Source organism: Paenibacillus tyrphae (genome assembly GCF_027925525.1).
Classification (GTDB): domain Bacteria; phylum Bacillota; class Bacilli; order Paenibacillales; family NBRC-103111; genus Paenibacillus_G; species Paenibacillus_G tyrfis_B.
In genome coordinates, this window is the sequence record NZ_BSDJ01000032.1 from 40,920 (window position 1) to 63,987 (window position 23,068).

23 protein-coding genes are annotated in these 23,068 nt (G+C 56.2%); 14 read left to right on the top strand and 9 right to left on the bottom strand.

Features of this window, described 5'->3' with window-relative positions; genetic code table 11:
- Window positions 1–60: 60 nt before the first annotated feature.
- Window positions 61–1,683, bottom strand: coding sequence for an FAD-dependent oxidoreductase (locus QMG93_RS28155; RefSeq protein ID WP_281942489.1), 1,623 nt, complete (start codon window positions 1,681–1,683; stop codon window positions 61–63).
- Window positions 1,684–2,020: 337 nt separating this feature from the next.
- Here QMG93_RS28155 and QMG93_RS28160 point away from each other — a divergent pair, with 337 nt between their 5' ends.
- A complete protein-coding gene (locus tag QMG93_RS28160) occupies window positions 2,021–3,247 on the top strand; it encodes an S-layer homology domain-containing protein (protein WP_281942559.1) in 1,227 nt (408 codons plus the stop codon).
- 90 nt (window positions 3,248–3,337) lie between these two features.
- Here QMG93_RS28160 and QMG93_RS28165 read toward each other — a convergent pair whose 3' ends face one another.
- The gene (locus QMG93_RS28165; RefSeq protein WP_281942491.1) at window positions 3,338–4,180 is read right to left on the bottom strand and encodes an MBL fold metallo-hydrolase; all 843 of its coding nucleotides are present in this window, start codon (window positions 4,178–4,180) and stop codon (window positions 3,338–3,340) included.
- A 232-nt stretch (window positions 4,181–4,412) separates the two neighbouring features.
- On the opposite strand from QMG93_RS28165, the gene ilvA reads away from it, so the two are divergent.
- The gene (gene ilvA, locus QMG93_RS28170; RefSeq protein WP_281942493.1) at window positions 4,413–5,666 is read left to right on the top strand and encodes a threonine ammonia-lyase IlvA; all 1,254 of its coding nucleotides are present in this window, start codon (window positions 4,413–4,415) and stop codon (window positions 5,664–5,666) included.
- A gap of 61 nt (window positions 5,667–5,727) precedes the next feature.
- Here the strand turns inward: ilvA and QMG93_RS28175 are convergent, their stop codons facing one another.
- The 4 genes from QMG93_RS28175 to QMG93_RS28190 form a co-directional block, all read right to left on the bottom strand.
- A complete protein-coding gene (locus QMG93_RS28175; RefSeq protein WP_281942495.1) occupies window positions 5,728–6,969 on the bottom strand; it encodes a cation:proton antiporter in 1,242 nt (413 codons plus the stop codon).
- A gap of 3 nt (window positions 6,970–6,972) precedes the next feature.
- Complete coding sequence (locus QMG93_RS28180; protein WP_281942496.1) at window positions 6,973–7,470, bottom strand: cation:proton antiporter regulatory subunit; 498 nt, start codon at window positions 7,468–7,470, stop codon at window positions 6,973–6,975.
- 55 nt (window positions 7,471–7,525) lie between these two features.
- Window positions 7,526–7,891: a hypothetical protein gene (locus tag QMG93_RS28185; protein ID WP_281942498.1), complete on the bottom strand. Its 366-nt coding sequence runs from the start codon at window positions 7,889–7,891 to the stop codon at window positions 7,526–7,528.
- A gap of 136 nt (window positions 7,892–8,027) precedes the next feature.
- Complete coding sequence (locus QMG93_RS28190) at window positions 8,028–9,335, bottom strand: aminotransferase class I/II-fold pyridoxal phosphate-dependent enzyme (protein ID WP_281942500.1); 1,308 nt, start codon at window positions 9,333–9,335, stop codon at window positions 8,028–8,030.
- A 247-nt stretch (window positions 9,336–9,582) separates the two neighbouring features.
- Here QMG93_RS28190 and QMG93_RS28195 point away from each other — a divergent pair, with 247 nt between their 5' ends.
- Window positions 9,583–10,350 carry a DeoR/GlpR family DNA-binding transcription regulator gene (locus QMG93_RS28195; protein WP_281942502.1) on the top strand — a complete coding sequence of 256 codons (768 nt, stop codon included), beginning with the start codon at window positions 9,583–9,585 and terminating at the stop codon, window positions 10,348–10,350.
- Between the two features lie 227 nt (window positions 10,351–10,577).
- Window positions 10,578–11,411, top strand: coding sequence for a 5-dehydro-4-deoxy-D-glucuronate isomerase (gene kduI / locus QMG93_RS28200; RefSeq protein ID WP_179223554.1), 834 nt, complete (start codon window positions 10,578–10,580; stop codon window positions 11,409–11,411).
- Between the two features lie 552 nt (window positions 11,412–11,963).
- Here kduI and glsA read toward each other — a convergent pair.
- The 3 genes from glsA to QMG93_RS28215 all read right to left on the bottom strand — a co-directional run bounded on the left by glsA (window position 11,964) and on the right by QMG93_RS28215 (window position 14,133).
- Entirely contained in the window at window positions 11,964–12,908 is a 945-nt protein-coding gene (gene glsA, locus QMG93_RS28205; protein ID WP_281942504.1) for a glutaminase A, read from the bottom strand.
- A gap of 130 nt (window positions 12,909–13,038) precedes the next feature.
- Window positions 13,039–13,659: a pyridoxamine 5'-phosphate oxidase family protein gene (locus tag QMG93_RS28210; RefSeq protein ID WP_281942505.1), complete on the bottom strand. Its 621-nt coding sequence runs from the start codon at window positions 13,657–13,659 to the stop codon at window positions 13,039–13,041.
- 3 nt (window positions 13,660–13,662) lie between these two features.
- Window positions 13,663–14,133, bottom strand: a complete 471-nt coding sequence (locus tag QMG93_RS28215) for a GNAT family N-acetyltransferase (protein WP_281942507.1) — start codon at window positions 14,131–14,133, stop codon at window positions 13,663–13,665.
- Window positions 14,134–14,393: 260 nt separating this feature from the next.
- Here QMG93_RS28215 and QMG93_RS28220 point away from each other — a divergent pair, with 260 nt between their 5' ends.
- The 10 genes from QMG93_RS28220 to QMG93_RS28260 all read left to right on the top strand — a co-directional run bounded on the left by QMG93_RS28220 (window position 14,394) and on the right by QMG93_RS28260 (window position 23,065).
- Window positions 14,394–15,305, top strand: coding sequence for a hypothetical protein (locus QMG93_RS28220; protein WP_281942510.1), 912 nt, complete (start codon window positions 14,394–14,396; stop codon window positions 15,303–15,305).
- Window positions 15,306–15,526: 221 nt separating this feature from the next.
- Entirely contained in the window at window positions 15,527–16,027 is a 501-nt protein-coding gene (locus tag QMG93_RS28225) for a DUF4157 domain-containing protein (protein ID WP_281942512.1), read from the top strand.
- 5 nt (window positions 16,028–16,032) lie between these two features.
- Window positions 16,033–18,243 (top strand): ATP-binding protein, encoded by a 2,211-nt coding sequence (locus tag QMG93_RS28230; protein WP_281942514.1) that lies wholly within the window; start codon window positions 16,033–16,035, stop codon window positions 18,241–18,243.
- Window positions 18,244–18,270: 27 nt separating this feature from the next.
- Complete coding sequence (locus tag QMG93_RS28235) at window positions 18,271–18,846, top strand: DUF4255 domain-containing protein (RefSeq protein WP_281942516.1); 576 nt, start codon at window positions 18,271–18,273, stop codon at window positions 18,844–18,846.
- Between the two features lie 2 nt (window positions 18,847–18,848).
- On the top strand, window positions 18,849–19,649 hold the full coding sequence (locus QMG93_RS28240) for a hypothetical protein (protein WP_281942518.1): 801 nt from the start codon (window positions 18,849–18,851) through the stop codon (window positions 19,647–19,649).
- 132 nt (window positions 19,650–19,781) lie between these two features.
- Window positions 19,782–21,512: a phage tail sheath family protein gene (locus QMG93_RS28245; protein WP_281942520.1), complete on the top strand. Its 1,731-nt coding sequence runs from the start codon at window positions 19,782–19,784 to the stop codon at window positions 21,510–21,512.
- Between the two features lie 34 nt (window positions 21,513–21,546).
- Window positions 21,547–21,981 carry a phage tail protein gene (locus tag QMG93_RS28250; protein ID WP_010500499.1) on the top strand — a complete coding sequence of 145 codons (435 nt, stop codon included), beginning with the start codon at window positions 21,547–21,549 and terminating at the stop codon, window positions 21,979–21,981.
- A gap of 69 nt (window positions 21,982–22,050) precedes the next feature.
- The gene (locus QMG93_RS28255) at window positions 22,051–22,428 is read left to right on the top strand and encodes a hypothetical protein (RefSeq protein WP_010500500.1); all 378 of its coding nucleotides are present in this window, start codon (window positions 22,051–22,053) and stop codon (window positions 22,426–22,428) included.
- On the top strand, window positions 22,425–22,616 hold the full coding sequence (locus QMG93_RS35250) for a DUF6760 family protein (RefSeq protein WP_309299690.1): 192 nt from the start codon (window positions 22,425–22,427) through the stop codon (window positions 22,614–22,616). The genes QMG93_RS28255 and QMG93_RS35250 overlap by 4 nt, the downstream gene beginning before the upstream one ends.
- Before the next feature lie 5 nt (window positions 22,617–22,621).
- Entirely contained in the window at window positions 22,622–23,065 is a 444-nt protein-coding gene (locus tag QMG93_RS28260; RefSeq protein WP_036678869.1) for a phage tail protein, read from the top strand.
- Window positions 23,066–23,068: the final 3 nt, after the last annotated feature.

Consider the following 23,068-nt stretch of genomic DNA (forward strand, 5'->3'; position numbering starts at 1 on the left):
GCCACACGAAAAAGCCCTCCCGGAACCGGACGCATGATCCGGCGAAGGAGGGCTTGCTTGTTATTTTTTGCGCGTTTTCACATAAGACGCATAAACGATCTCGCCGGTATCGAGCTTGGCGATTTCGTCGGCCGACCAGCCGGCCAGCTTGTTGTTGCCGGTGACGCCGGTCAGCTTGATGTTATACTTCGAGGCCAGATACTGCTGAAGCTGCGGCATGTCCGCTTCCTTCAGCTCGCGAAGCTTCTTCTTACCTTGAATTTGCCCCAAAATGACGCCGATCGATTCGGCCGCCAAGCTCGTATTCGGTTGAATGCGCGCGCTGCCGTAAGCGATGGCGGAGGCGCCGACGTTTTTGCCGGCCATAATGACATTGTCGTAATTTTTGAGCAGGAAGCTGCGCAGCGGCATCCCGTATTTGTCCGGACGGCCCATCTCGATGCCCCATTTGTTGGCGCTGGTGCCCTGCAGATCGAGCGGGTAACCGCCGATGCTCACGTTGTCCCAGAACATTTTCGCCCCGAGCATGTCCGAAGGCTTCAGTACATAGTCCGTCTCGTAATGGTTGTATTCGCGTATGTACAGGTAGTTCGGAAACCCGTTTAGCTCCGCTTTCTCCCAGCCAGGCAAGCTTTTGCGGAAATGGTTCAGGATCAGAGGAATTTCCTTCTTCCCGAGCTCCATCGCATCGGCTACCGATTTGTCGTCCGACGGATCGACCGTATAGATCAGGAAAGCGTTGATGATGACTTCGCCGTCCCTTTGGCTCACCGCATTCAGCCCGCGCAGAAACACGCGGTCGTTCGTCGGCTTGTACTTGCTCGTCATGCCCGAGAGGCTGATGGCGAAGCTGTTGTCCACCGAACCCCAGCCGAATTTGGCACTGCGCTCTTCCTTCGGCATATTATTGAAGCTTTGCTGGAATTTCGCCCAATCGACGTTTTTGAACTTCATCATCATGCCGGAGCTCATATACTCGATGTTATTTTGCCCGTAGAACTTCTCCAGGCCCGGCATCCGGGTCGCCTGAAGCTTGCTGACCATCGCGGCGTAATCGGTGTTCTCCACCCAATAGGAGGCGGCGATCCGTTTCTTCTGGCCGTCCTTGGTCGTGTAGACGATGCCGTTTAACGCCTGCCCGCCGAATTGGCCGGGGTTTTGCTCGATGCTCTCGATCTTGATCCCTTGCTCGACGGGGATGTCCTTTTTCAGCTTGTCAAAATATTGCTCGAATTCCTTCAGCTTGCGGATTTTACCGTTGCGGAAGCCGTCGAACAGCTCCTTCGCCCGGCCTTGGACCAGCAGCCGGTGCTGATCGTCGCGGGTTTCGTCCAGGAACAGCATCTCTCCCTGAAGCACTTGGCCGCCGAACGCATTGCGCGGGTCCAATATTTTGACCTTCAAGCCTTCGTCCGCTGCGGCACGGGCCAAATAGAGGCCTTCCAGCTCGCTGCCGATCACGACGATATCCGTCTGTTCTGTCGGGATGTCGGGTAGTTTGTTGTCCGTCTTGGAGGCGGTTGTGCTCTTGCCGCCGTTCGAATCGTCTTTCCCTGCAGTTGCCGTTGAGTTCGGAGACGGCTTGTCCGGCGCGCTCCGCTGCAGGAACGTATAGACCCCAGCCAGGGCGACCAAGACCACCAGGGCCAGAACAACCGTCAGCTTTTTGCCGCTAAGTTTCATCTCTCTCTCCTTATCTTTCGTTTATGGTAGATGCCGGGACATGGTCCGAAAACGGACAATCCCGGGGGTATCTGTTAAGTTTAACATTTTTGGCAGGCGATCTAAAGGGACCCCCCTAAACAATTTCGGGGGGGCGAACGATGTAAGTGAAGTCAGGAACTCTTCGCGAAGGTTCTGAAACATCCTCTTTTCATACACATATCATCAATCGCACTTGCTTGAGAATCGACGGGCGATGGATTTTCCTCCGCTATTCGAGCGGCGGGGCCCCGTGCTGTCCGTGGGTTCGTCAGAAGCCTGACTGCGGTTAAACCCACTTGGCAAAGGAGAATGAATGATGAGCAAAGCTTTCAAGAAGACAGTGATTTCCGGATTGACCCTGGCGATGGTGCTGGGCGGATCGACGGCGGCTTTCGCCGACGGCAAAGGCAAAGGTCACGACAAGGATCGCGACGACCGCGATACGATCGTGAAAAAAGTGGATTACGGCAAAGATGTCAATATTAACATTAAGCTGACGTTTGACGATCTGAAGGGCAAGGACGTGGAATGGGCGCAGCGCTACATCGCTTCTCTCGCTTCCAAGCGCGTATTCGAAGGGTACGAGGACGGCACGTTCCAGCCGCGCAAAACTATCTCCCGCATCGAGGCAATTACCGCTGCGGTCCGTCTGATGGGTCTGCGCGATCAAGCCGAGTCGGCCGATGCGAAAGCGGCCAACTTGAACTTCAAGGATGCGGACAAACTGAAGCAAAAATATCCGTGGGCGACCGGCTACGTTTCCGTCGCACTGCAAAATGACTTGTTCTCCGAGACGGAAGACATGATTCAGCCGGAGAAAGAAGCGGACCGCCTGTGGGCGACAACGCTGCTGGTTAAAGCGATGAAGCTGCAGGACCAAGCCAAAGCCAAAATGAACGCTAAGCTTCCGTTCCGCGATGCCGACAAAATTCCTGCCGGTTCCGTAGGCTACGTCGCCGTGGCGATCGAGAAAAACTTGATCGACGGGTACGAGGACAACACATTCCGCCCGAACAAGTCGGTATCCCGCGCCGAGCTTGCTGCGTTGCTGGATCGTACGGGCAGCCAGTTGCCTGACCACGCATCGGTGAAAGGCACGGTAACCGGCGCGCTGAACAACAACCTGCTGCCGGTGAAATCGCAAAACAACGAAGCTCTGAACGTCGAGATGGATTCGAACGTATTCGTATTCCGCAACGGCTCCCGCGTAGCTCCCGGCGACCTGCGCACGGGCGATCAGGTGCTGATCCGCACTTACGGCGGTAAAGCGATCTACGTTGAAGTGTTGAACACGACGGGCGATCCGCAGCAGCAAACGGACTTCACGGTCACGGGAACGCTGAACAGCTACACGCTGAACTCCAAGGGCGGGCTCGCCACCGTTTCGATTAACCAAAACGTTAACAATGGCGGCGTGCAAACGGCGGTCTACTCGATCGCTCCCGAAGTTTACATTTCCGGCGACGTCAGCCAGCTGACCGCAGGACGTACCTTGGAGCTGAGAGGCAAAAACCAACTCGTCCACACCATCATCATTCGATAAATGAGAGAGAACGACTAAAAAAAGGTTAGAATTGCAACGGGAAACGGACCTTCCTGCAGTCATGTCATATGCTGCTGGAGGGTCCGTTTTTTAAACGTGGATCTGAGAGCCTGTTCGAATATACTCGATTTTGGAACCTAAAATATGTTTTAATTTTTTGTAAGCTTTTACCCCTGTGCAATGCCCTGTATATACTTTTTGGATATTCTCGTCGATGATCATCTGGGCAATGACTTGAATCTCTTCCTGGGAAGCGCTGAATGAAGTTAGCATCGGTATCGTCATGAGATGAAAGCCGCCTATCACCGCTTTAATCGTTAGACTGGGGAACATAGTTCTGGCGGCTCGTATCATATTGGGAGTGCCTTTGTGGGAACATCCTGTAAATAGGCTGATCCCGTCTTGCTCTTTGATCACCATCATGAGCTCATGATCGAATTGATCTCGAACCCGCTTATTCCCTTCTTGGGCAAATAAATATTTATTTCCCTTCGGGGTCAAATCATGCTCCTCGATGTCTGTAATAATATAAATGTCATTCATGATTTCGGTAAAACGATCAATATAAGTAATTCGGTTGGAATACTCCTCGAATACTTTTTTATCGATGCCGATGTTTTTGCTAAAACCGAAGATATGAAAATAATAATCTCCTGAAGCTTTTCTTTTCATATAGACTTTGGCTTTGCTGTTTACCTTAAAGAACGGCAGAAGACCTCCGCCATGATCATGATGACCATGAGAAAGGACTACGGCATCAACATCCTCCAAACGAATTCCCAGTTTCTTTGCATTCGCAATAAAGCTGCCGGTTTTTCCCGTATCAAACAGGATGCGTTTGTTATCTTGTTCTATGTAAAGTGATAGGCCGGATTCATTGATTAAATCTTGTGAATCATTCTTCAAATTTTCGATTAGCGTCGTTATTTTCATAAATTTCTCCAATATTATGGAATGGCTTCATATAAAAGCGTGGAGTTCATGCCCCGTACCGTCATCGTATCCGATCATACATCGCTTTGCAACATCGGCGGCGGGTTATCCTGGCAATTGGGCATAGGGGATGGACAGATGCGCCGAACGGTGTATAATTAGGAGAAATTGCGAGCAAGCCCGTACTTCCGGGCGCTAGACTTACGTACACCGGGTTGGAGGAAAAGCAATTATGACCGCACAGCATATCAAACTAGAGGATATTCTCGTCGCCAGCCATCTGCTGAAGGACGTCGTACATCAGACCCCCTTGCAAAAAAATTTCATTTTATCCGAAAAATACAGCTGCAACGTGTTCTTGAAGCGGGAGGACTTGCAGGTGGTCCGCTCGTTCAAAATTCGCGGCGCCTACAATATGATCCGCAGTCTGCCGGAGGACAAGCTGCGCAAAGGCGTCGTCTGCGCCAGCGCCGGCAACCATGCCCAAGGCGTGGCTTATTCCTGCAAAGCGCTGCAAATTCCGGGCAAAATCTTCATGCCGACGACAACGCCGCGGCAAAAAATATCGCAAGTCAAGCTGTTCGGCGGCCCGTTCGTCGACGTCGTGCTGACCGGGGATACCTTCGACGATTCGCTGCGGGAAGCGCTGGATTACGGGGAGCGCGAAGGATTGTCGTTCGTTCACCCGTTCGATCATCCGAAGGTTATTGCCGGGCAGGGCACCGTCGGCCTGGAGCTGATGAACGATATGCAGGGGCCGGTCGACTACGTGTTCGCCGGGATCGGCGGCGGCGGGCTCATTGCCGGCATGAGCACGTATATTAAGGGCGTCAGCCCATCCACCCGGGTCATCGGCGTGGAGACGACCGGAGCGCCTTCGATGCGGCAATCGGTCGATTCGGGCGAGATCGTCACGCTCGGCGAGATCGACAAATTCGTCGACGGCACGGCGGTCAAGCGGGTCGGCGAGCTGACGTACGACATCTGCCGCGAGTCTCTCGACGATATCATCGTCGTGCCGGAAGGTAAAGTGTGCACGACGATTCTTGAGCTGTACAACGAGAACGCCATCGTGGCCGAGCCGGCGGGAGCGCTGTCAGTAGCGGCGTTGGAGTTTTACCGCGAGCAGATCGCCGGCAAAAATGTCGTATGCGTCATCAGCGGCGGCAATAACGATATCGACCGGATGCAGGAAATCAAGGAGCGGTCGCTCATTTACGAGGGCCTGAAGCATTACTTCATCGTCAACTTTCCGCAGCGTGCAGGCGCTTTGCGGGAGTTTCTCGAATACGTGCTCGGACCGACCGACGACATTACGCGGTTCGAGTATACGAAGAAAACAAGCAAGGAAAACGGTCCTGCGCTTGTCGGCATCGAGCTCAAGCACAAGGACGATTATGGTCCGCTGATCGAACGGATGGAGCAGCGCGGGCTGCGGTTCAGCGAGATTAATAAGGACCCGAACTTGTTTAATCTGTTGATCTAAGCCAATATGAACAAGCCTGACGAAAAGAGAGCGATCCCTTCCGTCAGGCTTGTTTGCGTCGTCAGGCCGGATGGTTTTCCTGTGCCTTGGAGCGGTCCGGCGTCGCAGCTGCCGCCCTGTCGAATTTAAACCAATGATTCAGCAGGCCGAACACGAACTTCGATTCCTTCGTCAGCAGCGGTCCGAGAATCGCCAAAATCAGCACGTACAGCGCGGCGAATGGCTGCAGGACGGCCATCAGTCCGCCGGCTTTGCCGAGATTGGCCATAATGATGGAGAATTCCCCTCGGGAGACGATCGTAAGCCCGATATTGGACGATGCTTTCGGAGATAACCCGGCGCTCCGTCCGGCCAGCATCCCCGCAATGTAGTTGCCGGCGAGCGTCAGCAGCACCGCTCCCAAGGAGAGCCAGACGGCGCCGCCGAGCGTGAGCGGATCGATGGTCAGGCCGAAGCTGAAGAAGAACAGCGCCCCGAAGAAATCCCGGAACGGAAGAATCAGCTTCTCGATCCGGTGCCTGTGCTCGGTCTCAGCCAATACGAGTCCGACGAGCAGCGCACCGATCGCTTCCGCGACGTGAATCGTTTCGGAGAAGCCCGCAACGACCGTCAAAAATCCGAAGACGAACAGCAGAAACACTTCGTTGGACCGGATATTCAGGAAGCGGTTCAGCCAGGGCACCGCTTTGCGCCCGACGATCAGGAAGCCGAGCATGAAGCCGAGCGAGAGCAGCGCGGACAGGACAATGCCTCCTACCGATGTGGCTCCGCTTAACAGCAGTCCGGACAGAATGGAGATATAGACGGCCAGGAACACGTCTTCGAACATGATGATGCCCAGAATCATTTCCGTCTCGGCATTGGCCGTCCGCTTCAGATCGACGAGCACTTTGGCGACGATCGCACTGGAGGAAATCGTCGTAATGCCGGCAATGACCAGCGTCTCGTTCAGCGGAAAGCCGGAGAGCCAGCCGAACAGCAGCCCGAGCGTAAAATTGATCGCGATATAGATCGTGCCTCCGACCGCGATCGAGCGTCCGGACTTGATCAGCCGGCCGACCGAAAATTCCAGTCCGAGATAAAAGAGCAGGAACAGTACCCCAAGGCGGCCCATAAATTCGATCAGCGGAGCGCTGTCGATGAAGCGGAAATCGAATGCCCCGAACTTTGGCGCATGGGGGCCGACCGCCATCCCGATTAAGATGTAAAACGGAATGACGGAAAATCGCAGCTTCGTGGAAAGCCAGCCCGCAGCGGCAATGAGACAAATCGCCAGCCCGATCTCTAGTACGATGTGCTCCATAGGCTACAGGCTCCCTTGCTGAAGGAGCACCTTCAGCGCCTTCAATTGCTTGCGTTCTCCCGCGACGACGAGCGTCGATTCCGCGTTAAGCCGGTACTCCGGGCCCGGATTGATGCAGTGCGTATGATTTTTCTCGGCGACGGCAATAATCGTCGCTCCCGTCTGTTTGCGGACGTTCAGCCCGCCGATCGTATGCCCGACGCTGCCTGCGCCGGCTTCGATCTTGAACCATTCCACGACCAGGGCGTCCAGCGCCACTTCCATCGTTTCGAGCGATTTGGGCCGATAGCTCATCCCGCCGATAATACCGGCCATCATTCTTGCCTCGTCGTCGTCCAGCGTTACCGTGGAGACGGTCTCATCCGGATCGTCCGGATCAAAATGATACAGCTCTCTTCTTCCGTCGTCGTGGACGACCACGACCAATTTATCGCCTCCGCGTGCGTGCAGTTGAAATTTTCGTCCGATTCCCGGAAGATCGGACTCTCGGATATCTGTCATGGAATCTCCTCCCAAGTTTTGGATTGCGGGTCCGGCTGCCGGAGCCCGTAAACGATCAAACTTGGGGAGCGAGGTACGTAATCACCGTAAATTTTAAAGGCATTAGGAGCTGCTGCTTGAGCAGGAGGAAGATGGAACGGTCGGAGCGCCGCTCCAAGATGAAGGCAGGTATGGGAAATCGGATCGCTTCCGAACGGAGATACGGCAGGCCTGACACAGGCGTGTGCATGTCATTGTCCGTCTGCTGACGGGAAGCGGTGGATACAACAGTGGAGGTGCCCGATTGGCCCATCGTCATCGAGCGCGTGAGCGGCGGATTTTCCGCTTCGGCAATCGGGATGAACCAGGAGAATGTGAGGAACAGACCGGTAAGCAACACGAAAAGGACATGAAGAGGGTGCTTAGGTCGGCATGCTGTCATCCACATTCCTCCTTTTGGACAAAGTCTCACTTAACCGAGGTGTTAACGTAGATTTATTGTAGCATTCATTTTCGGTCGATTGCAAATGCAAAAAAAGCCGGAGGCTCTTGCGAACCCCGGCTTTTACGGATTTCGTTTATCTCGCGGCGACATTCTGGAGATCCAGAACACCTTGGTAGATTATTTCGAACAGCTCGTCGATATTCGCTTCCTCGATGCAGGAGAAGGCGACGCGGAGATCGGTTTCGCCGAGGGCGATCGTCCCGACGCCGTACTTATCGAGCAGGTGCAGGCGCAGCGTTTCGGCGTCGACCGTCTTCAGCTTCAGGCACATGAAGTAGCCGGAGTTGAACGGGTAATAGTCCCATACCTGATCGAATTTACCGGTATCGAGCAGCGCTTTGACTCGGTTGGCGCGGCCTTTCATAATGTCGAACTTCTCCTGCTTCTGGGCTTTGAAGTCCGGCGATTGCAGCGCATGCAGCACGAACGTCTGCGACGGATGCGGGCCGCTGGAAATCGTTCCGCGGATAATGCCGATCGTTTTTTGCTCCAAAGCCGCCAATGTGGCATCGCTTTGTCCGACGTACGTAATGAAGCCGACGCGGAAGCCCCACACGTATTCTTCCTTCGTTGCGCCGTCAATCTTGACCGACAGCACGCGCGGATGAAGCCCCGCCAACTGGCCGGCAAGCGACTCGTGCAGCGAATCTTCGAAGAACAGGCCGAAGTAAGCGTCGTCCGTGACGGCAACGACGTTGATACCGGCTTCCGCCGCTTCCTTGATCGCGGCTACGATGGCGCGCCCTTCTTCCGGACCTGGCGTGTAGCCGGTCGGGTTGTTCGGGAAGTTCAGCACGACGATAGCTTTGCCCTTGTTCTTCTGCGCAAGCAGGGCGTCGCGGAGCGCCGCGGCGTTGAACAGACGGTCTTCCGTGTAGAGCGGGTAGTATACGAGCTCGGCGCCGCGGCGAATGCCGAAGGTCAGCTCGTAGTTTTCCCAGTTTTTATCCGGAATGAGGACGGCGTCTCCCGGACCCGCGAACAAATCGGCCACGATGCTTAGCCCGTGGGTCAGCGCGTTCGTCGCGATCGGATTGCCGAGGTTTTTGCCCTGAAGGGACGGATTTTCCTCGATGATCTTGCTGCGCCATGCGGTGCGAAGCTCCGGCTTGCCCGCCGGCGGGGCATATTCGTAAATGTCCTTCGGATTGTAAGCGGACAGTGTATCTTGGATGACTTTGAGATGCATCGGCTGACCGTTCTCCAGCGCCGTGCCGATGGTGGCGTTGAACTTCTTGGCCTTCGCCTTCGCTTCGGCGGATTGGCTCAGGATGCCGACCTTCGGAAAATAAATTTGTTTGCCGAGCTCGGACAGCATCTCGTAGACGTGCGGGCTTTCCTTTTGAATGGTCTCATTTAAACTTTGGGCAAGAGGGTTCATGACGCTCCATCCTTCCATGTTTCTTCATTGCTTACATTAGACCATATTATAACACTTTTCGTACGGCAGCGTCACGGAGTTTCGGTTTTTACGGCAGAGGCCGCCCGCAAGGGGCGGAGAGCGGGCATACGGACGGATTTGCCGGGGATGCTTGGTTTTCCCGGAGGAGCTGTGTTACCATAGGGGCAGCAAAAATATGGGGGCGGATTGGCCTGTAAGGGAGCAGTCCACAAAGCGGGGGGCAACGATGTCAGCCATCATACGATACGAGAAAATTATGGAGTTGCTCATGGCGCACCGCGAGGTGTCCGTCGCCGATTTGGCGGGCAAGCTCGGGGTGACGGGCAAGACGATCCGCCAGGATCTCGAGAAGCTGGAAAGCAAAGGACTGCTGCACCGGACGCACGGCGGCGCCGTGCTGGCCAATGAAGGCTACTCCGGCCTGCTCGCCGGGCTCGCACCGAATCCGAAGCATCCGGACGAGAAGCGGGAGGCGGCGGAATGGGCGCTGCGGTTCGTCGAGCCGAACGACATTATCGCGCTCGACAGCGGCAGCACGACGCTGGAGATGGCCAAGCTGCTAGATAATGCGCCGCTGACGGTCATCACGAACGATCTGCATATCATCAGCGAGCTGATCAAGAAGGACCGCGTAAGGCTGGTCGTCCCCGGCGGCTTCCGCAGCCGGAATATGCTGGTCAGCGAAGAAGCCGCGGAATTTCTCGGCAGGCTGAACGTGCAGAAGGCGTTTCTGTCCACGACCGGAATTCATCCAGAGTACGGATTTACGATCTTCACCCATTCCCACGTCGGGCAAAAACGGGCGATGATCGATTCCGCGAAGCAGGTGTTTTGCGTGGCGGACCACAGTAAGTTCGACAAGTGCGCGCTGATCACGTTCGCGAAGCTGTCTGAAATCGGCGTGATCGTGACCGATCCGTATTTGCCGGAGGAGACGGCGCGAAGCTACGAAGCGGCGGGCACGCGAATCGAGCGGAGCCGGGCCGGAAGGTAGCGCAGGAACGGCATGCGGGCGAGGCGGTTGCGGCCGGAAGCCCGCGCCTTCAGACGCGCATGCTCGCGGGCGGAAGGTTGGGAACGATCCGCTTGATGCCTGCGTTTGCGTTTTCACATGTCCTTGCAGGTTCATTTCGGTTCGGAAATATTTCATTTGAACTTAAATGAACGTATGGTTTATAATAGCAGTGACCATGCAAATACGGGAGGAATTATACGATGGCTATGGAAATTCGTTACGCAACCAACCCGACGGAAACGAAGACGTACGATACGGAACGTTTGCGCCAAGAATATTTGATCGAAGGCTTGTTCGTACCGGGCAAGCTGAATCTGGTGTACAGCCACGTGGACCGCTTCATTACGGGCGGCGCCGTACCGACGACGGAGCCGGTTCTGCTTGAAGCGGATAAGCACGACATGGGGGCGGACTATTTCCTCGAGCGCCGCGAAATCGGGATCATCAACGTGGGCGCCCAAGGCGTCGTTACGGTCGATGGCACCGATTATGTGCTGGAGAACAAAGACGGCCTGTACGTCGGTCTCGGCAACAAGCAAGTCGTGTTCAAGAGCGCGGATGCCGCGAATCCGGCGCGCTTCTACCTGAGCTCGACCCCGGCGCACAAAAATTACCCGACGCAAAAGGTGGCGATCAGCGAGGCGGAGCCGCAGCACCTCGGTTCGATCACCAACTCCAACGAGCGCACGATCTACAAATACATTCACTTGAACGGCATCCAAAGCTGCCAGCTCGTGATGGGCATGACGCTGCTGAAGCCGGGCAACATGTGGAACACGATGCCTTGCCATACGCATAACCGCCGCTCGGAAGTGTACTTCTACTTCGATATGCCGGAAGACGGCGTCGTCTTCCATCTGATGGGCGAGCCGACGGAAACCCGTCACGTGGTCGTCCGCAACGAGCAGGCAATCATCAGCCCAAGCTGGTCGATCCACAGCGGCGTAGGCACAAGCAATTATACGTTCATTTGGGCGATGGCCGGAGAGAACCAGGAGTTCTCCGATATGGACGCAGTCGCGATGAAAGATTTGAAGTAAGACACCTGAATGTGAAAAGCACAGTTTCTTTGACGCACGAACCTTACGGGTACGGCTCAAGAGGCTGTGTTTTTTTTCGTTAAGCCAGCCTGACGACGTTTTCGGTTGCATAAGTGTTTCAGAGAGTGCGCAGGAGGAGGAACATTGATTGGGATAAGACGACTGGCAATTCTGGATAGAGTGCGCGTGCACCGGCGGAAAATAGCGGAACTGCGATGTACTTAATTTGGTAGGGGATGCTGCTTTTTGGAAAATAGAGCACGGGCAATGCGCTATTTGGCTTTTGCCGGAGCTGGGATGGCCATTCGACATGAATAAAGCACTGGAGATGAGCTAAGCGATTCGAAGTCGGTTTCGTAGGAGTGATAGCGCATTGAGGTTCCTTTATTTAGCAAATGGGCTGGCCGGAAGAGGCGCGTGCTCTGATGCAGCCAGAGGATAGCCTATGCTTGGGGCTTTGAGCAGGCAGCACCATGCTACCTGCTCAAACCCAAAGCGCGGACGCAGGGCTGAGTTCACCCTTCGACAGCGCCTTTCGGCGCTCCGCTCCAGCTAAAACATGCTCCAGTCGAACGCTTCCGACATCGTTTGCAGCAGATGGACGCCGGCGATGCTGTTGCCCTTCTCGTTCAGCGCCGGACCGACCACGCCGATGCCGTACCGACCCGGTACGAGAGCGAGAATGCCGCCGGCGACGCCGCTTTTGGCCGGAAGCCCGACGCGGATGGCGAACTCGCCGGAGGCGTTGTACATGCCGCAGCTGACCATGAACGTTTTGGCGATCTGCACATAGCGCCGTGGCACCAGCTCCCGTCCCGTCAAGGGGTCGGTTCCGTTCATCGCCAGCACGAGCGCCATGCGCGCTACATGGCGGCAGGTCACTTCTACGGAGCAGTGCTTGAAATAAACGTCCAGTACCGGCTCCACTTCTTCGTCCAGCACTTCGTTATCTTTAAGGAAGTAGGCAAGAGACCGGTTCCGGTGAGCGGTAGCGGCTTCGGAACGGTACACTGCTTCATTGAAGGTCAGCGTCGGATCGCCCGCGAGTTCGCGGAAGAAGGTGAGGATTCGCTCCGTCTTTTCCGCGGGGGTTGCGCCCCGGATCAATGACGAGACGGCGATGGCTCCCGCGTTGATCAGCGGGTTAAACGGAATGCCGGGCTCGACCAGCTCCAGCTTCAGCATGGAGTTGAAGTCGTCGCCGGTCGGCTCCATGCCGACTTTGCGGAAAACGCCTTCTTCGCCTTGATCCATCAAGGCGAGCAGCAGCGTGAATACTTTAGAGATGCTTTGCAGAGTGAAGGACAAGCGGCTGTCGCCTGCCGTTACTTCGCGTCCTGCGGCGTCGAGCAGTGCGATGCCCAAGGCGTCGCCCGGAGCGTGCGCCAATTCGGGGATGTAGGAGGCGGGCTGGCCGTGCCGGGATTCCTTGCGGCTCGTTTCGAGCCAGGCCGGAAGCTGCTCGGCCAGCCGGTTCAGTTCGGTTTCGGATGTCATCGTAGTGGGAGCCTCCTTGGGGTCCATAAGTGCGATTTACCTTTAGCATACCGCTTTTGTGCCGGGATGAAAAGACGGGTATTTTCAGGTAATCGCCAGGTACCGGATGGTCCCGCAAGCTTCCCGAATTTTACTTTTCCTGATGGTGCGGACAGTACGCTTTCATAAGCGCGATCGTTTCCGCATCGAGCTCGCCTCCGCGCTGCTCCAGTCCGTCCATGACCTGACTCAACTTGGGTTCTTTCAGATTTTGGCCGAACTTGTATTTGCCCGTGATCCGTTCCACGCGAATGCGCACCACGGACGTACCCCGAAGCTGCGGCACATAGGCGGGATCGGCCGCATCGATCGGATCGTAGCCGCCTTCCGGCTGCAGCTTGCGCATAAACGCGCCCAGCGCCTCCGCCTTCTGCTGCAGATCGTCGACCGGCTCGCCGTAGCCTTTGACGACGACGGATTTGAAGTAGGCCGTAGCCGGACAAGCCAGCTTCGGATCGAGGATATAGGACGGCACGATGGCGTACTCCTTGGCGACGGAGAAGGTGACTTGGGGCCGTGCCTTCAAATTGGCCATTTTTTGCCCGATTTTGCTGCCGTGAAAATAGACCGCCCCTTCGTGAAAGACGAAGTTCACTGGCGTCAGTTCCGGCCATCCGTCTTCGCCCGTCGTACCGAGCACCCCAAAGCTCACTTCCTGCAAAAAGCTCTCCGTCTCCTGTGCGTCCATCATTTCGAATTCTTTTCTTCTCATCGTTCAGTCCTCCAGTCTCAAATAGTAGTGCAGGAACGCGTCGTCCCGTACATAGCCCATCGCTGCGTACAGACGCTGCGCCGTAACATTGTCGACGGCGGTGGACAGCTGCAAGCCTTTGGCTCGGGTGGCGCGGGCGTGGGCCTCGGCGGCTTTCATCAGCGCCCGGGCGACGCCCTGCTTGCGAGCGTCCGGGTGGACGAACAAGTCGTTCAGCGTCCATACGCGCATCATTGCAATGGAGGAAAGCGTCGGGTACAGCTGGGTAAAGCCAAGCGGCCGGCCCGGGTCCTCCGTATAGGCGAAAAAGATGACGGATTGCTGCCGCTCCAGATTGTCGCGTAAAAAGCGCTCGGCCCTTTCCACGTCCGAGGGCTGCCTGTAAAACTGGCGGTACGCGTCAAACAGCGGCGCCAGCGCTTCAATATCGCCGTGCTCGGCTTGACGAACGGTCAAGGAATGCGAAGGGTTCATCGTGTCGTGCTCTCCTTCCGGATAGTTGCCGCTGCAAGGTGCAGACGGTTTCTAAATATTCGACATCGTACCTCGATTATTGGCATTGGAAAAGATCCAATTAAGTGCTTTTTCATTGGACCATTTTAATTATTCTCCGATCGTTAAACATTCCTTCTGCTGCCACATTTTGTGTTATTATGAATTTAAGAGAAACGACGGCACGTGAGCTAATAAAATGCACGGAAAGCGTACATGCAGGAGATGGAGGAAGGGATGTCATGCCATTTCATTCGGGAAGGACAAGAAGCCGGAGCACCGCGGCCAAGGGAGTGACTCCGCGTGAGCTGTACGGCGCTCCTTCGTGGAAGCGGACCCCGGCCCGGCACTTGACTCTCGAGCACATTCGGAGGCTCCAGCAAAATGCGGGAAATCGGGCGATGCAGCACTGGATAAGACGAACGTCTGTGCGGAGCTTTCTACAGAAGTCTGTGATGGCCGCCGGGGACCGGGTCAGTGATTTGCAGCGGTACAAAGCGGATACGGAGTCTGAAATGGCCCGGCTCCTCAGGGAAGCCTCCGGGCTCCGCAGGGCCTTAGACAAATTTACCGCCCGGACGGAGGCGCTTTTCGGCAGGCCGGACACCGACAACGATGCGGAGCTCAGGCGCAGAGAGGCGGAAGCGGACTTCGAGGGCGCGCAAATTTTACAGCAGGCGGCCGGCGTTGAAGCCCGCTGCGAGCAAGTGAGCAAAGACATCGGGGTCTTGTGGCGGAAGCATCCCGTCAGCCGTTTTGCCGTTCCGATGGCTGCGCCGCTGCCCGTATTTCAAGAAACGGGGATTGTCGGAGGGCATCAGGAGGAGGAGCTGAAGCATTTTTTGACACGCCATCCTGAATACCACGTGGTAGAGATCCGTAAAAAAACCGCGCAGGGAACGACGATGCGGCTCTATAAGCAGTATATGTGGAAGAAGGACGGCCGTCCGCCGGCACCGGCCAATATATCCGAACGGCCTGCGGCCCATAATCCGACGCCGGACGGATGGGCTGCAGCGGAGGTTCGTCTAAGTACGGCGGAAAATCTCGCCCTTTGGCTGGATCGGGGAAGGGATGCGGCTAACGAATGGGATGCTTTTCAACCGGGGCGCTCCCGGCTGTTCCGCGGGTGGAAAGGTTTTTCGACATATTAAGGAAAAATCTCGCTTTAATGAGATGAATTTCGTCAAAATATAGCAAAAGATATATTGCTTAAAGAACGCCTCCTGTGTAAAAATCAAGGTAAGTTAGTAAAAAAAGGTGTGGTCCTTTGATGATTCGAGACGCTTCCCCGGGCAAGCAGCTTTCAGCCCCTCCCCTTGCTTCAAGGTTCGAAAGCGCTCCCTTGCGTACCGGGAATCCGGTGGCTTTCAAGATGAAGGACATGCAGCGAATTGCGGGCAATCGTGCGGTCCAGAGAATGGTGTCCGGCGGCACGGCCCAACGGATGACCACGGAGGAAGACGAGCTGCAGATGAAGTCTGCGACGCCCCCCGTCCAAAGAAAAGGCGAAGGGATGCCGGAGCCTGTCCGGGCGAAAATGGAGCAGACATTCGGAACGGACTTTTCCGACGTGATGGTGCATACGGGGAATCATGCGGAACAGGTCGGGGCGCTCGCTTATGCCCAGGGCAATGACATTCATTTTGCGCCCGGCCAGTACAATCCTGAAACTTCCAAGGGGCAGGAGCTGCTTGGTCACGAATTGGCGCACATCGTTCAGCAAAAGCAAGGAAGGGTGAAGCCAACGACTGAAGTCAACGGCATGGCGGTGAACGACGATCCTTCGCTGGAGCGGGAAGCCGATCAGTGGGGGATCAAAGCGGCGCAAACAAAACTGGATTCGGCTCGTTATCGGGCCGGCTTTGGAGACTGATGGCCGTGTACGGTAAAAAGAACAAGGATACGCCGGGATACGCAACGGCTTGGGAGCATTACGAGCGGGAATGGGCAAGGCTCGATTTGCGGCTGGCGATCCTGATGAAGCTGATGGAGGAGCCCGACACGCCCGCCGATCCTTCGCTCCTTCCGTTCAAAGGACTCGTGCTGACGGAAGAGGAAATGCACAGGCTGCTCTATGACGGGGACGATAGGGAGGAGGATGCCGAGCTTGCGGATCTGCGTCGGCAGTTGGCCGTGATGGACCGAGAGCTGGCTCGGAAGCGGCAGGCCTCCATGGAGCAAGGAAGCTTCTTGCCGGCCCCCTATGTGTCGCAGATGTTCGGGTTGAATGAATTTGAAGAGCAGACGCTGCTGATGGCGCTTGCCCTGGAGACGGACCGCAAGTACGAAAAGCTGTATGCCTACGTTCAGGACGACGCAACCTGCAAGTATTTGACGCCTGAGCTTGCGATGCGGTTGTATGGTCTGTCCGGAATGGACGGGGGCGGACTGCTTAAGGTTTTTATGAACGGAAGCCGGCTGATGGAATGGTTTTTTCGCGGCGAAGCCCGGACGGTTGATCAATCTAACGGTCCGCTGCTTACGCGTCCCTTGCGGCTGGATGAGCGGATGACCGCTTTTCTGCTGGGCATCGGCTATACGGATGTGTCCCTGGGCCATTGCACCAAGCTGTATGAGTCGGACCGGGAGCTGCCGGATTTGCAAACGGGGCATGAGCTTCAGGGGCGGCTGCGCGCATTTGTCGAACGGCGGGCTGAGTCCGACCCGCTCCCGGTATTTTGTTTATGGGGGCAGCCCGGCTCCGGAAAGAAGCTGCAGACGCGGCACGCGGCGGCCCATTGGGACAAGCCGCTGCTGGTGGCGAACGTCGAAAGCCTGCTTCGGGACGAACGGCCGTTTTCCGAGCTTATTGTCAAGGTGCTGCGCGAAGGGATGCTCTATGGTGCGGCCGTTGCGTTCGAGCGCTTTCACCTGCTATTGGGAGAGGACGAAGCCATCGGGAAAAAACGGATGGAGCTGTTGAACCGGCTCCAGTCGGTGCAGGAGCCGCTTTTCCTTCTATCGGAGCAGGCCTGGAATCCGCGCCCGCTGCAAGGGAGGAAATTGTTTCTGGAAGTGGAGGTTCCCGTACCCGAAGCGGCAGAGCGCCGGAAGCTGTGGGAAAGCTGGAGTGCGGAACGTCGTCTGGAGGATGCCGTCGATTGGGAAGCGCTTGCCGGGAAGTTCCGCTTCTCGCCGGGGCAGATCGCAGCCTCTCTCGATTACGCGGTTCAACTGCTGCGCTGGAACGGCCCCGAACCGCATCGAACCGATGGGTCCGATGCGGTTTACCGGGCCTGCTATGCCCAGGTACAGCACAACCTGAAGAAAAAGGCCGCGCGAATCGAGCCGAAATACGACTGGGACCGGGTCATCCTGCCTCCTGAGCAAAAAGAGCAGCTGAAGCATGCTTGCGCCAGGCTTCAATACCGCGGCACGGTGCTCGGCGACTGGGGATTCGACCGCGCGCTCGCTTACGGCAAAGGCGTCAGCCTGCTATTCGCGGGGCCTCCGGGCACGGGCAAAACGATGTCCGCGCAGGTGCTGGCCAAAGAGGTGCAGCTCGAAATTTACAAAATCGATCTGTCGCAGGTGATCAGCAAATACATCGGCGAAACGGAGAAAAACTTGCACGAGGTGTTCAGCGAGGCGCAGCTCAGCAATGCCATCCTGTTTTTCGACGAAGCGGATGCGTTGTTCGGCAAGCGGTCCGAAGTCAAGGATTCGCATGACAAGTATTCCAATGTGGAAACCGCTTATTTGCTGCAGAAGATGGAGGAATACGACGGCATTACCATTTTGGCTACCAACCTTCAGCAAAATTTGGACGAGGCGTTCATGCGGCGTTTTGGCTTCATCGTGAAATTTCCGTTTCCGGATGCCGGGCATCGCGAGCAAATATGGCGCGGGCTGATTCCGTCCGAAGCTCCGGTCGAGGATGATATCGATTTTCGCTTCTTGGCGTCCAAGTTCGAGCTGGCCGGGGGATATATCAAAAATATCGTGCTGTCCGCGGCCTTTATGGCGGCTGAGCAGCGGTGCGCTATAGGCATGAAGCAGCTCATGCTTTCGGCGCGCAACGAGCTGCGCAAAAACGGGAAGATCTGGATCCGCGAGGAAATGGGAGAATACGCCGACTTGTTCGATTGAGCTGGGAAGCGGAAAGGGAGGAAGCGCATGGCCGATTACACGGTGATCGCAGACGTAGGAAATACGTTGGTCAAGCTGTTAAGAGAGCATTTGACCCCGAAGCTTCTGTCTCAGCCGGAAGCGATCGGACTTGCCTCGCCGACGGATAAGGGAGATTTTCAGCTCACGCTGTTTTTGTACAGCATTCAGGAAAATACCGAGAACCGGCGGACGAATATGATCGGAAGGGGAACGGACACGCTGCAGTATCCGCCGATGGCGTTGAATTTGGTTTATCTCGTTACCTGCCATTCGGCATCGGAGATCGCGACCCGCTCCTTCGACGAGCACCGCATTATGGGAAAAGTGATGCAGGTGTTTCACGACCATGCCGTCCTGCGGGGCTTCAGCCTGCAAGGGGCGCTGGCCGACAGCAATGAAGCGATCCGGATTATGCCGCAGCCGATTACATTGGAAAACGCGGTCAGCCTTTTTTCCAACACGCCTTACAAATTATCGCTCAGCTACATGGTCGGGCCGGTTTATCTGGATTCGACCCGCACGAAGCAAACCACACGGGTTGCGGAGGCGCAGTTCAAGCTGGAGGAGCGGGAAGGAAACTGATCATGGAGCGCTTGCGCAGCGAGGTGAAGATCAAGCTGGCTTTGGTCGTCAAGCCGGTGGATGTCGTAACCGGTCTTGCGCCGGCCGCCGTACCGCGGTTGGTTGTAGAGGGCGTTCCGTGCAGACCGGTCCGCAAGCCGGACGGAACGTTCCTGCTGCTCGGCTTGCCGCCAGGAATTTATAGCATCGCTCTCAGTGCGCCGCCGCATTATGCGGACAGCAGGGCCGTTGTCGATACGGCCGCCTTGTCCCCGCTGGAGCCTGTAGAGCTGGTGCCGATGCTGCCGACGTCCTCCTACCCTTTTGCGCCGGGAACGACGCTGATTCGCGCCAGAGCGAAAGGCGTGCCCGAGGGGGCTGTCATTCTTCGAGCGGCCGTGATGGACGGGAATCTGGCCTGCGCGAAGCTGCATCAAGAGGCGGACAAAGGCGAAACAGAGCTTGCGTTTGGTGCTGTGCACCGGCTGGTCAGCGGCCGATGCTACTATGTGCTGGACCCGGATCCGGCCAAAAGGGAGGTTATCCGCGTTGTCGCATTGGAGGAAGCGAATCGCAAAGCGAAGCTGCAGACGCCGTTCCGGTTTGCCCATCGCAAAGGAACCGTACTGACGGACGTGGCGGAAGGCGCTGCCGACGGCCGTGGGGAATGGGCGGCCGCTTTTCCGCCGCAGGGCGTGAAACGTTTCTTCTGCGCGGTTCAATTGTTCATGTCTGCCGACGAGCCGCTTATTCTGGATCAGGAGGTGCAAGTGGAAGAGGGACAACCGGTACAGCTTGGGCTGCTCCCATCTACCGACGAATAAGGAAGCGGAGGGAAGTAAGGTATCGATACATAAGCCTGTATACATCCGAGAAATCGATAGCATGAGGAATAGCGATGACGATTGGGAGGGAGGAACTGATTCGGATCATGACGATATCCGGATCAGGAACAAATGGCTGAATATTTATCGCCGGGAGTATATGTGGAAGAGTTCGACAGCGGCGGTGTGCCGCTGGGCGGGGTCAGCACCAGCACGGCGGGCTTTATCGGTCTCGCTGCCAGAGGGCCGGTAGAAGGGCTGCCGCAATTCATTACCAGCATGAACGATTTTACACGGCAATTCGGGGGATACCTCGCTGAGAATGTTTTTGGCTCCTACCGGTATTTGGCCTATGCGGTCGAGCACTTCTTCGTGAACGGCGGCTCGCGCTGTTACGTGATGAGGGTGGCTCCGTCCGATGCGAAATCCGCGTCGAACGACGGGAGCTCCGCGCTTCGGCTCTTCGCCAAAAATCCAGGTGAATGGGGAAACCGGGTCCGGGTCGTACTGGAGCCGGCAAGCAAAGCGAAGACGCAAATTTATGAAATTTTAGGCGACGCTGCCCAATCCAAGAAGTACCGTGTGAAAAGCAACGCCGGTTTTAGAGCGGGTGACATCGTTGCCTTCGATAACGGCGAGGGCAAACAGTACAACCGCGTCGTTTCGTCGCAGGACAATATCATCGAACTGGAAGTCCCGTTGGAAGGCGGCGAAGAGGTAGTCGATGCAAACCTGCTTCCGGCGAAGGTGCTCACGACGTGCGAGTTTACGCTGCATGCGTTCTACGGGGACGAGGCGGAAACGTACGAGCGCGTTTCCCTTAACGTTACGGCTCCCAATCATGTGGAAAAAGTGATCGGGAAGTCCAATATTGTCGGCGTCTCCTGCGACGGAACGGACCATGGCGCGGTTCACCCGTTCGAAGTCATCTCCGGACAACCGGAAGAGGCCGGCAAGTTCGTGATCGAGCTGTCGGGCGGCAGCGACGGTTCTGCGGACGCCTTGTCGGCGGGAGATTTCATGGGGCAGGACCTCGGTCCCGGCAAACGGACGGGCATCCAGGCTTTTATCGACAACGACGAAGTCAGTCTGATGGCGGTGCCCGGCGTAACCGACCCGAACGTGCAGCTTGCGCTTGTCGCGCACTGCGAAAATTTGAGCAGCCGTTTCGCGATCCTCGATATTCCGCAGGATAAAACGAAAATTGCCGACGTGATGACGCACCGCGATATTTTCGATACGCAGTATGCTGCCATGTACCATCCTTGGCTGCAGGTGTTCGATCCGCTGGACAAGCGTAATATTTACATACCGCCGTCCGGTTCCGTAGCCGGCATTTATGCCCGCAGCGACAATACGCGTGGGGTTCATAAAGCGCCTGCGAACGAAGTCGTGCGCGGCTGTGTCGGGCTCGATTGCCAGTACAACAAAGGCGAGCAAGATATTTTGAACCCGCGCGGCGTCAACCTGATCCGCGCCTTTACAGGCCAAGGGATTCGCGTATGGGGGGCGAGAACGCTTTCCTCGAACGGGCTGTGGAAGTACGTGAACGTCCGCCGTTTGTTCATTTTCGTGGAAGGCTCGATCAAGAACGGCACGAACTGGGTCGTCTTCGAGCCGAACGACGAGAAGCTGTGGGCCCGCGTTCAGCGTACGATCGACGCGTTCCTGACCCGTGTCTGGAAAGACGGGGCGCTCGCAGGGACAAGCCCGGGCGAAGCGTTCTATATTCAAATCGGCCGCAACACGATGACGCAGGACGACATCGATAACGGCCGCCTGATTTGCGTAATCGGCATCGCTCCGGTCAAGCCGGCGGAATTCGTCATTTTCCGGATTACGCAAAAAACCGGTTCGGAATAATGGATGGTTACAGTAGAAAGGGGTATGGCTCAGCATGGCAGTGGAACGCACCGATCCGTATCGCAAGTTTCGGTACAGAGTAGAGGTTGAAGGGATTCAACAAGCGGGCTTCAGCGAGGTTTCCGGCTTCGACGCTTCGCTTGATGTAGTGGAATACCGCAATGGAAATGAGGTCATTACGCCCCGCAAGCTCCCGGGATTGGCCAAATACGGCAATATTACGCTGAAGTGGGGAGTTACCGACTCCTTGGATTTGTACGAGTGGATTTCCAGTTGCGTACAAGGCAAGGTGACCCGTAAAACCGTAACCATCATCGCGCTCGATGAAGAGGGACAGGACGTAGCGACGTGGCAGATCATCGAAGCATGGCCTTGCAAATACACGGCGCCGGATTTCAACGCCACGGCTTCCGACGTCGCTATTGAAAATTTAGAGCTGGCGCACGAAGGCATGACGCGGACGAAGTAACGGCTGGAAGCGCCGGAAGGGGACTAGCGTTTGTTTTCTTCCGGCAGGCTTCTCATAAAGGAGGACATCATGGAGTTCAGAACGGAGTACGAATTCGAGCTTCCGCGCGGTTATGTGGACGAGAACGGCAGCTTGCACAAACGGGGCGTGATGCGTCTGGCAACCGCAGCGGACGAAATATTGCCGATGCGCGATCAGCGCGTGCAGCAAAACCCGAGTTATTTGAGCATCATTTTGCTGGCCAGAGTCATTACCAAGCTGGGCGATTTGAGGGCGATCGATACGAAGGTGATCGAACGGCTGTTTACGTCGGATCTTGCTTTTCTGCAAAACTTTTACCGGCAAATCAACGAAGTGGAAAAGCTCAGCGTACGCACCGTCTGTCCGAAATGCGACCACGAATTTGAGGTGGACATCTCTTTTTTAGCCGAGACGGAGGGGAACTGACGGTCTATCCGGCGGATAAACTCTATGAGGAGGCTGCGTTCCTGGCTTATTATTTTCACTGGCCTCATGACGATATCATGAACATGGAGCATCGCGAACGGCGGCGGTGGTGCTCGGAAATTTCGCGTATCAACCGCAGCCTGAACGATGAGCCGGACAACCCCTTCGACGTCTTTAAAAAGAGGTGATGCCCATGAGCGCAGCCGATTCGGAAATATTCGGACAAGCGTTTCGTTTTATGGTGGAGCTGGACGGCATGCTGGTCGCCGGCTTCTCCGAGGTTAGCGGACTGCAATCGGAGCTGGAGTTCGAGGAGGTCGCCGAGGGCGGGGTGAACGGGTATACGCACCGCCTGCCGAAAGGGACGAAATCGCCTCCGATTGTATTGAAACGGGGAATCACGAAATCGAGCGATCTGTGGGACTGGTATTTCAGCGCTGCGGGAGGCAAGGTGAAGCGCAAAAGCGGCTCGATTATTTTATACGACGCCTCGTGGCAGGAAATGATCCGTTGGAATTTCTTCGGCTGTTACCCGGTCAAATGGACCGGACCCGAGTTGAGCGCTTCGAGCAGCGAGGTCGCGGTCGAGACGATCGAGCTGGTGCACAACGGATTAAAGGCCATTTACGCCCGTTAGCGG

Bases quoted from the DNA above. Each gene is read 5' to 3' on its own strand.
- QMG93_RS28175 (WP_281942495.1), bottom strand. From the start codon at position 6,969: ATGGAGCACATCGTACTAGAGATCGGGCTGGCGATTTGTCTCATTGCC.
- ilvA (WP_281942493.1), top strand. From the start codon at position 4,413: ATGACCGCACAGCATATCAAACTAGAGGATATTCTCGTCGCCAGCCAT.
- QMG93_RS28155 (WP_281942489.1), bottom strand. From the start codon at position 1,683: ATGAAACTTAGCGGCAAAAAGCTGACGGTTGTTCTGGCCCTGGTGGTC.
- QMG93_RS28225 (WP_281942512.1), top strand. From the start codon at position 15,527: ATGAAGGACATGCAGCGAATTGCGGGCAATCGTGCGGTCCAGAGAATG.
- QMG93_RS28220 (WP_281942510.1), top strand. From the start codon at position 14,394: ATGCCATTTCATTCGGGAAGGACAAGAAGCCGGAGCACCGCGGCCAAG.
- QMG93_RS28245 (WP_281942520.1), top strand. From the start codon at position 19,782: ATGGCTGAATATTTATCGCCGGGAGTATATGTGGAAGAGTTCGACAGC.
- QMG93_RS28240 (WP_281942518.1), top strand. From the start codon at position 18,849: ATGGAGCGCTTGCGCAGCGAGGTGAAGATCAAGCTGGCTTTGGTCGTC.
- QMG93_RS28210 (WP_281942505.1), bottom strand. From the start codon at position 13,659: ATGAGAAGAAAAGAATTCGAAATGATGGACGCACAGGAGACGGAGAGC.
- QMG93_RS28215 (WP_281942507.1), bottom strand. From the start codon at position 14,133: ATGAACCCTTCGCATTCCTTGACCGTTCGTCAAGCCGAGCACGGCGAT.
- QMG93_RS28250 (WP_010500499.1), top strand. From the start codon at position 21,547: ATGGCAGTGGAACGCACCGATCCGTATCGCAAGTTTCGGTACAGAGTA.
- QMG93_RS28165 (WP_281942491.1), bottom strand. From the start codon at position 4,180: ATGAAAATAACGACGCTAATCGAAAATTTGAAGAATGATTCACAAGAT.
- glsA (WP_281942504.1), bottom strand. From the start codon at position 12,908: ATGACATCCGAAACCGAACTGAACCGGCTGGCCGAGCAGCTTCCGGCC.
- QMG93_RS28260 (WP_036678869.1), top strand. From the start codon at position 22,622: ATGAGCGCAGCCGATTCGGAAATATTCGGACAAGCGTTTCGTTTTATG.
- QMG93_RS28235 (WP_281942516.1), top strand. From the start codon at position 18,271: ATGGCCGATTACACGGTGATCGCAGACGTAGGAAATACGTTGGTCAAG.
- QMG93_RS28185 (WP_281942498.1), bottom strand. From the start codon at position 7,891: ATGACAGCATGCCGACCTAAGCACCCTCTTCATGTCCTTTTCGTGTTG.
- QMG93_RS28195 (WP_281942502.1), top strand. From the start codon at position 9,583: ATGTCAGCCATCATACGATACGAGAAAATTATGGAGTTGCTCATGGCG.
- kduI (WP_179223554.1), top strand. From the start codon at position 10,578: ATGGAAATTCGTTACGCAACCAACCCGACGGAAACGAAGACGTACGAT.
- QMG93_RS28255 (WP_010500500.1), top strand. From the start codon at position 22,051: ATGGAGTTCAGAACGGAGTACGAATTCGAGCTTCCGCGCGGTTATGTG.
- QMG93_RS28160 (WP_281942559.1), top strand. From the start codon at position 2,021: ATGAGCAAAGCTTTCAAGAAGACAGTGATTTCCGGATTGACCCTGGCG.
- QMG93_RS28180 (WP_281942496.1), bottom strand. From the start codon at position 7,470: ATGACAGATATCCGAGAGTCCGATCTTCCGGGAATCGGACGAAAATTT.
- QMG93_RS28190 (WP_281942500.1), bottom strand. From the start codon at position 9,335: ATGAACCCTCTTGCCCAAAGTTTAAATGAGACCATTCAAAAGGAAAGC.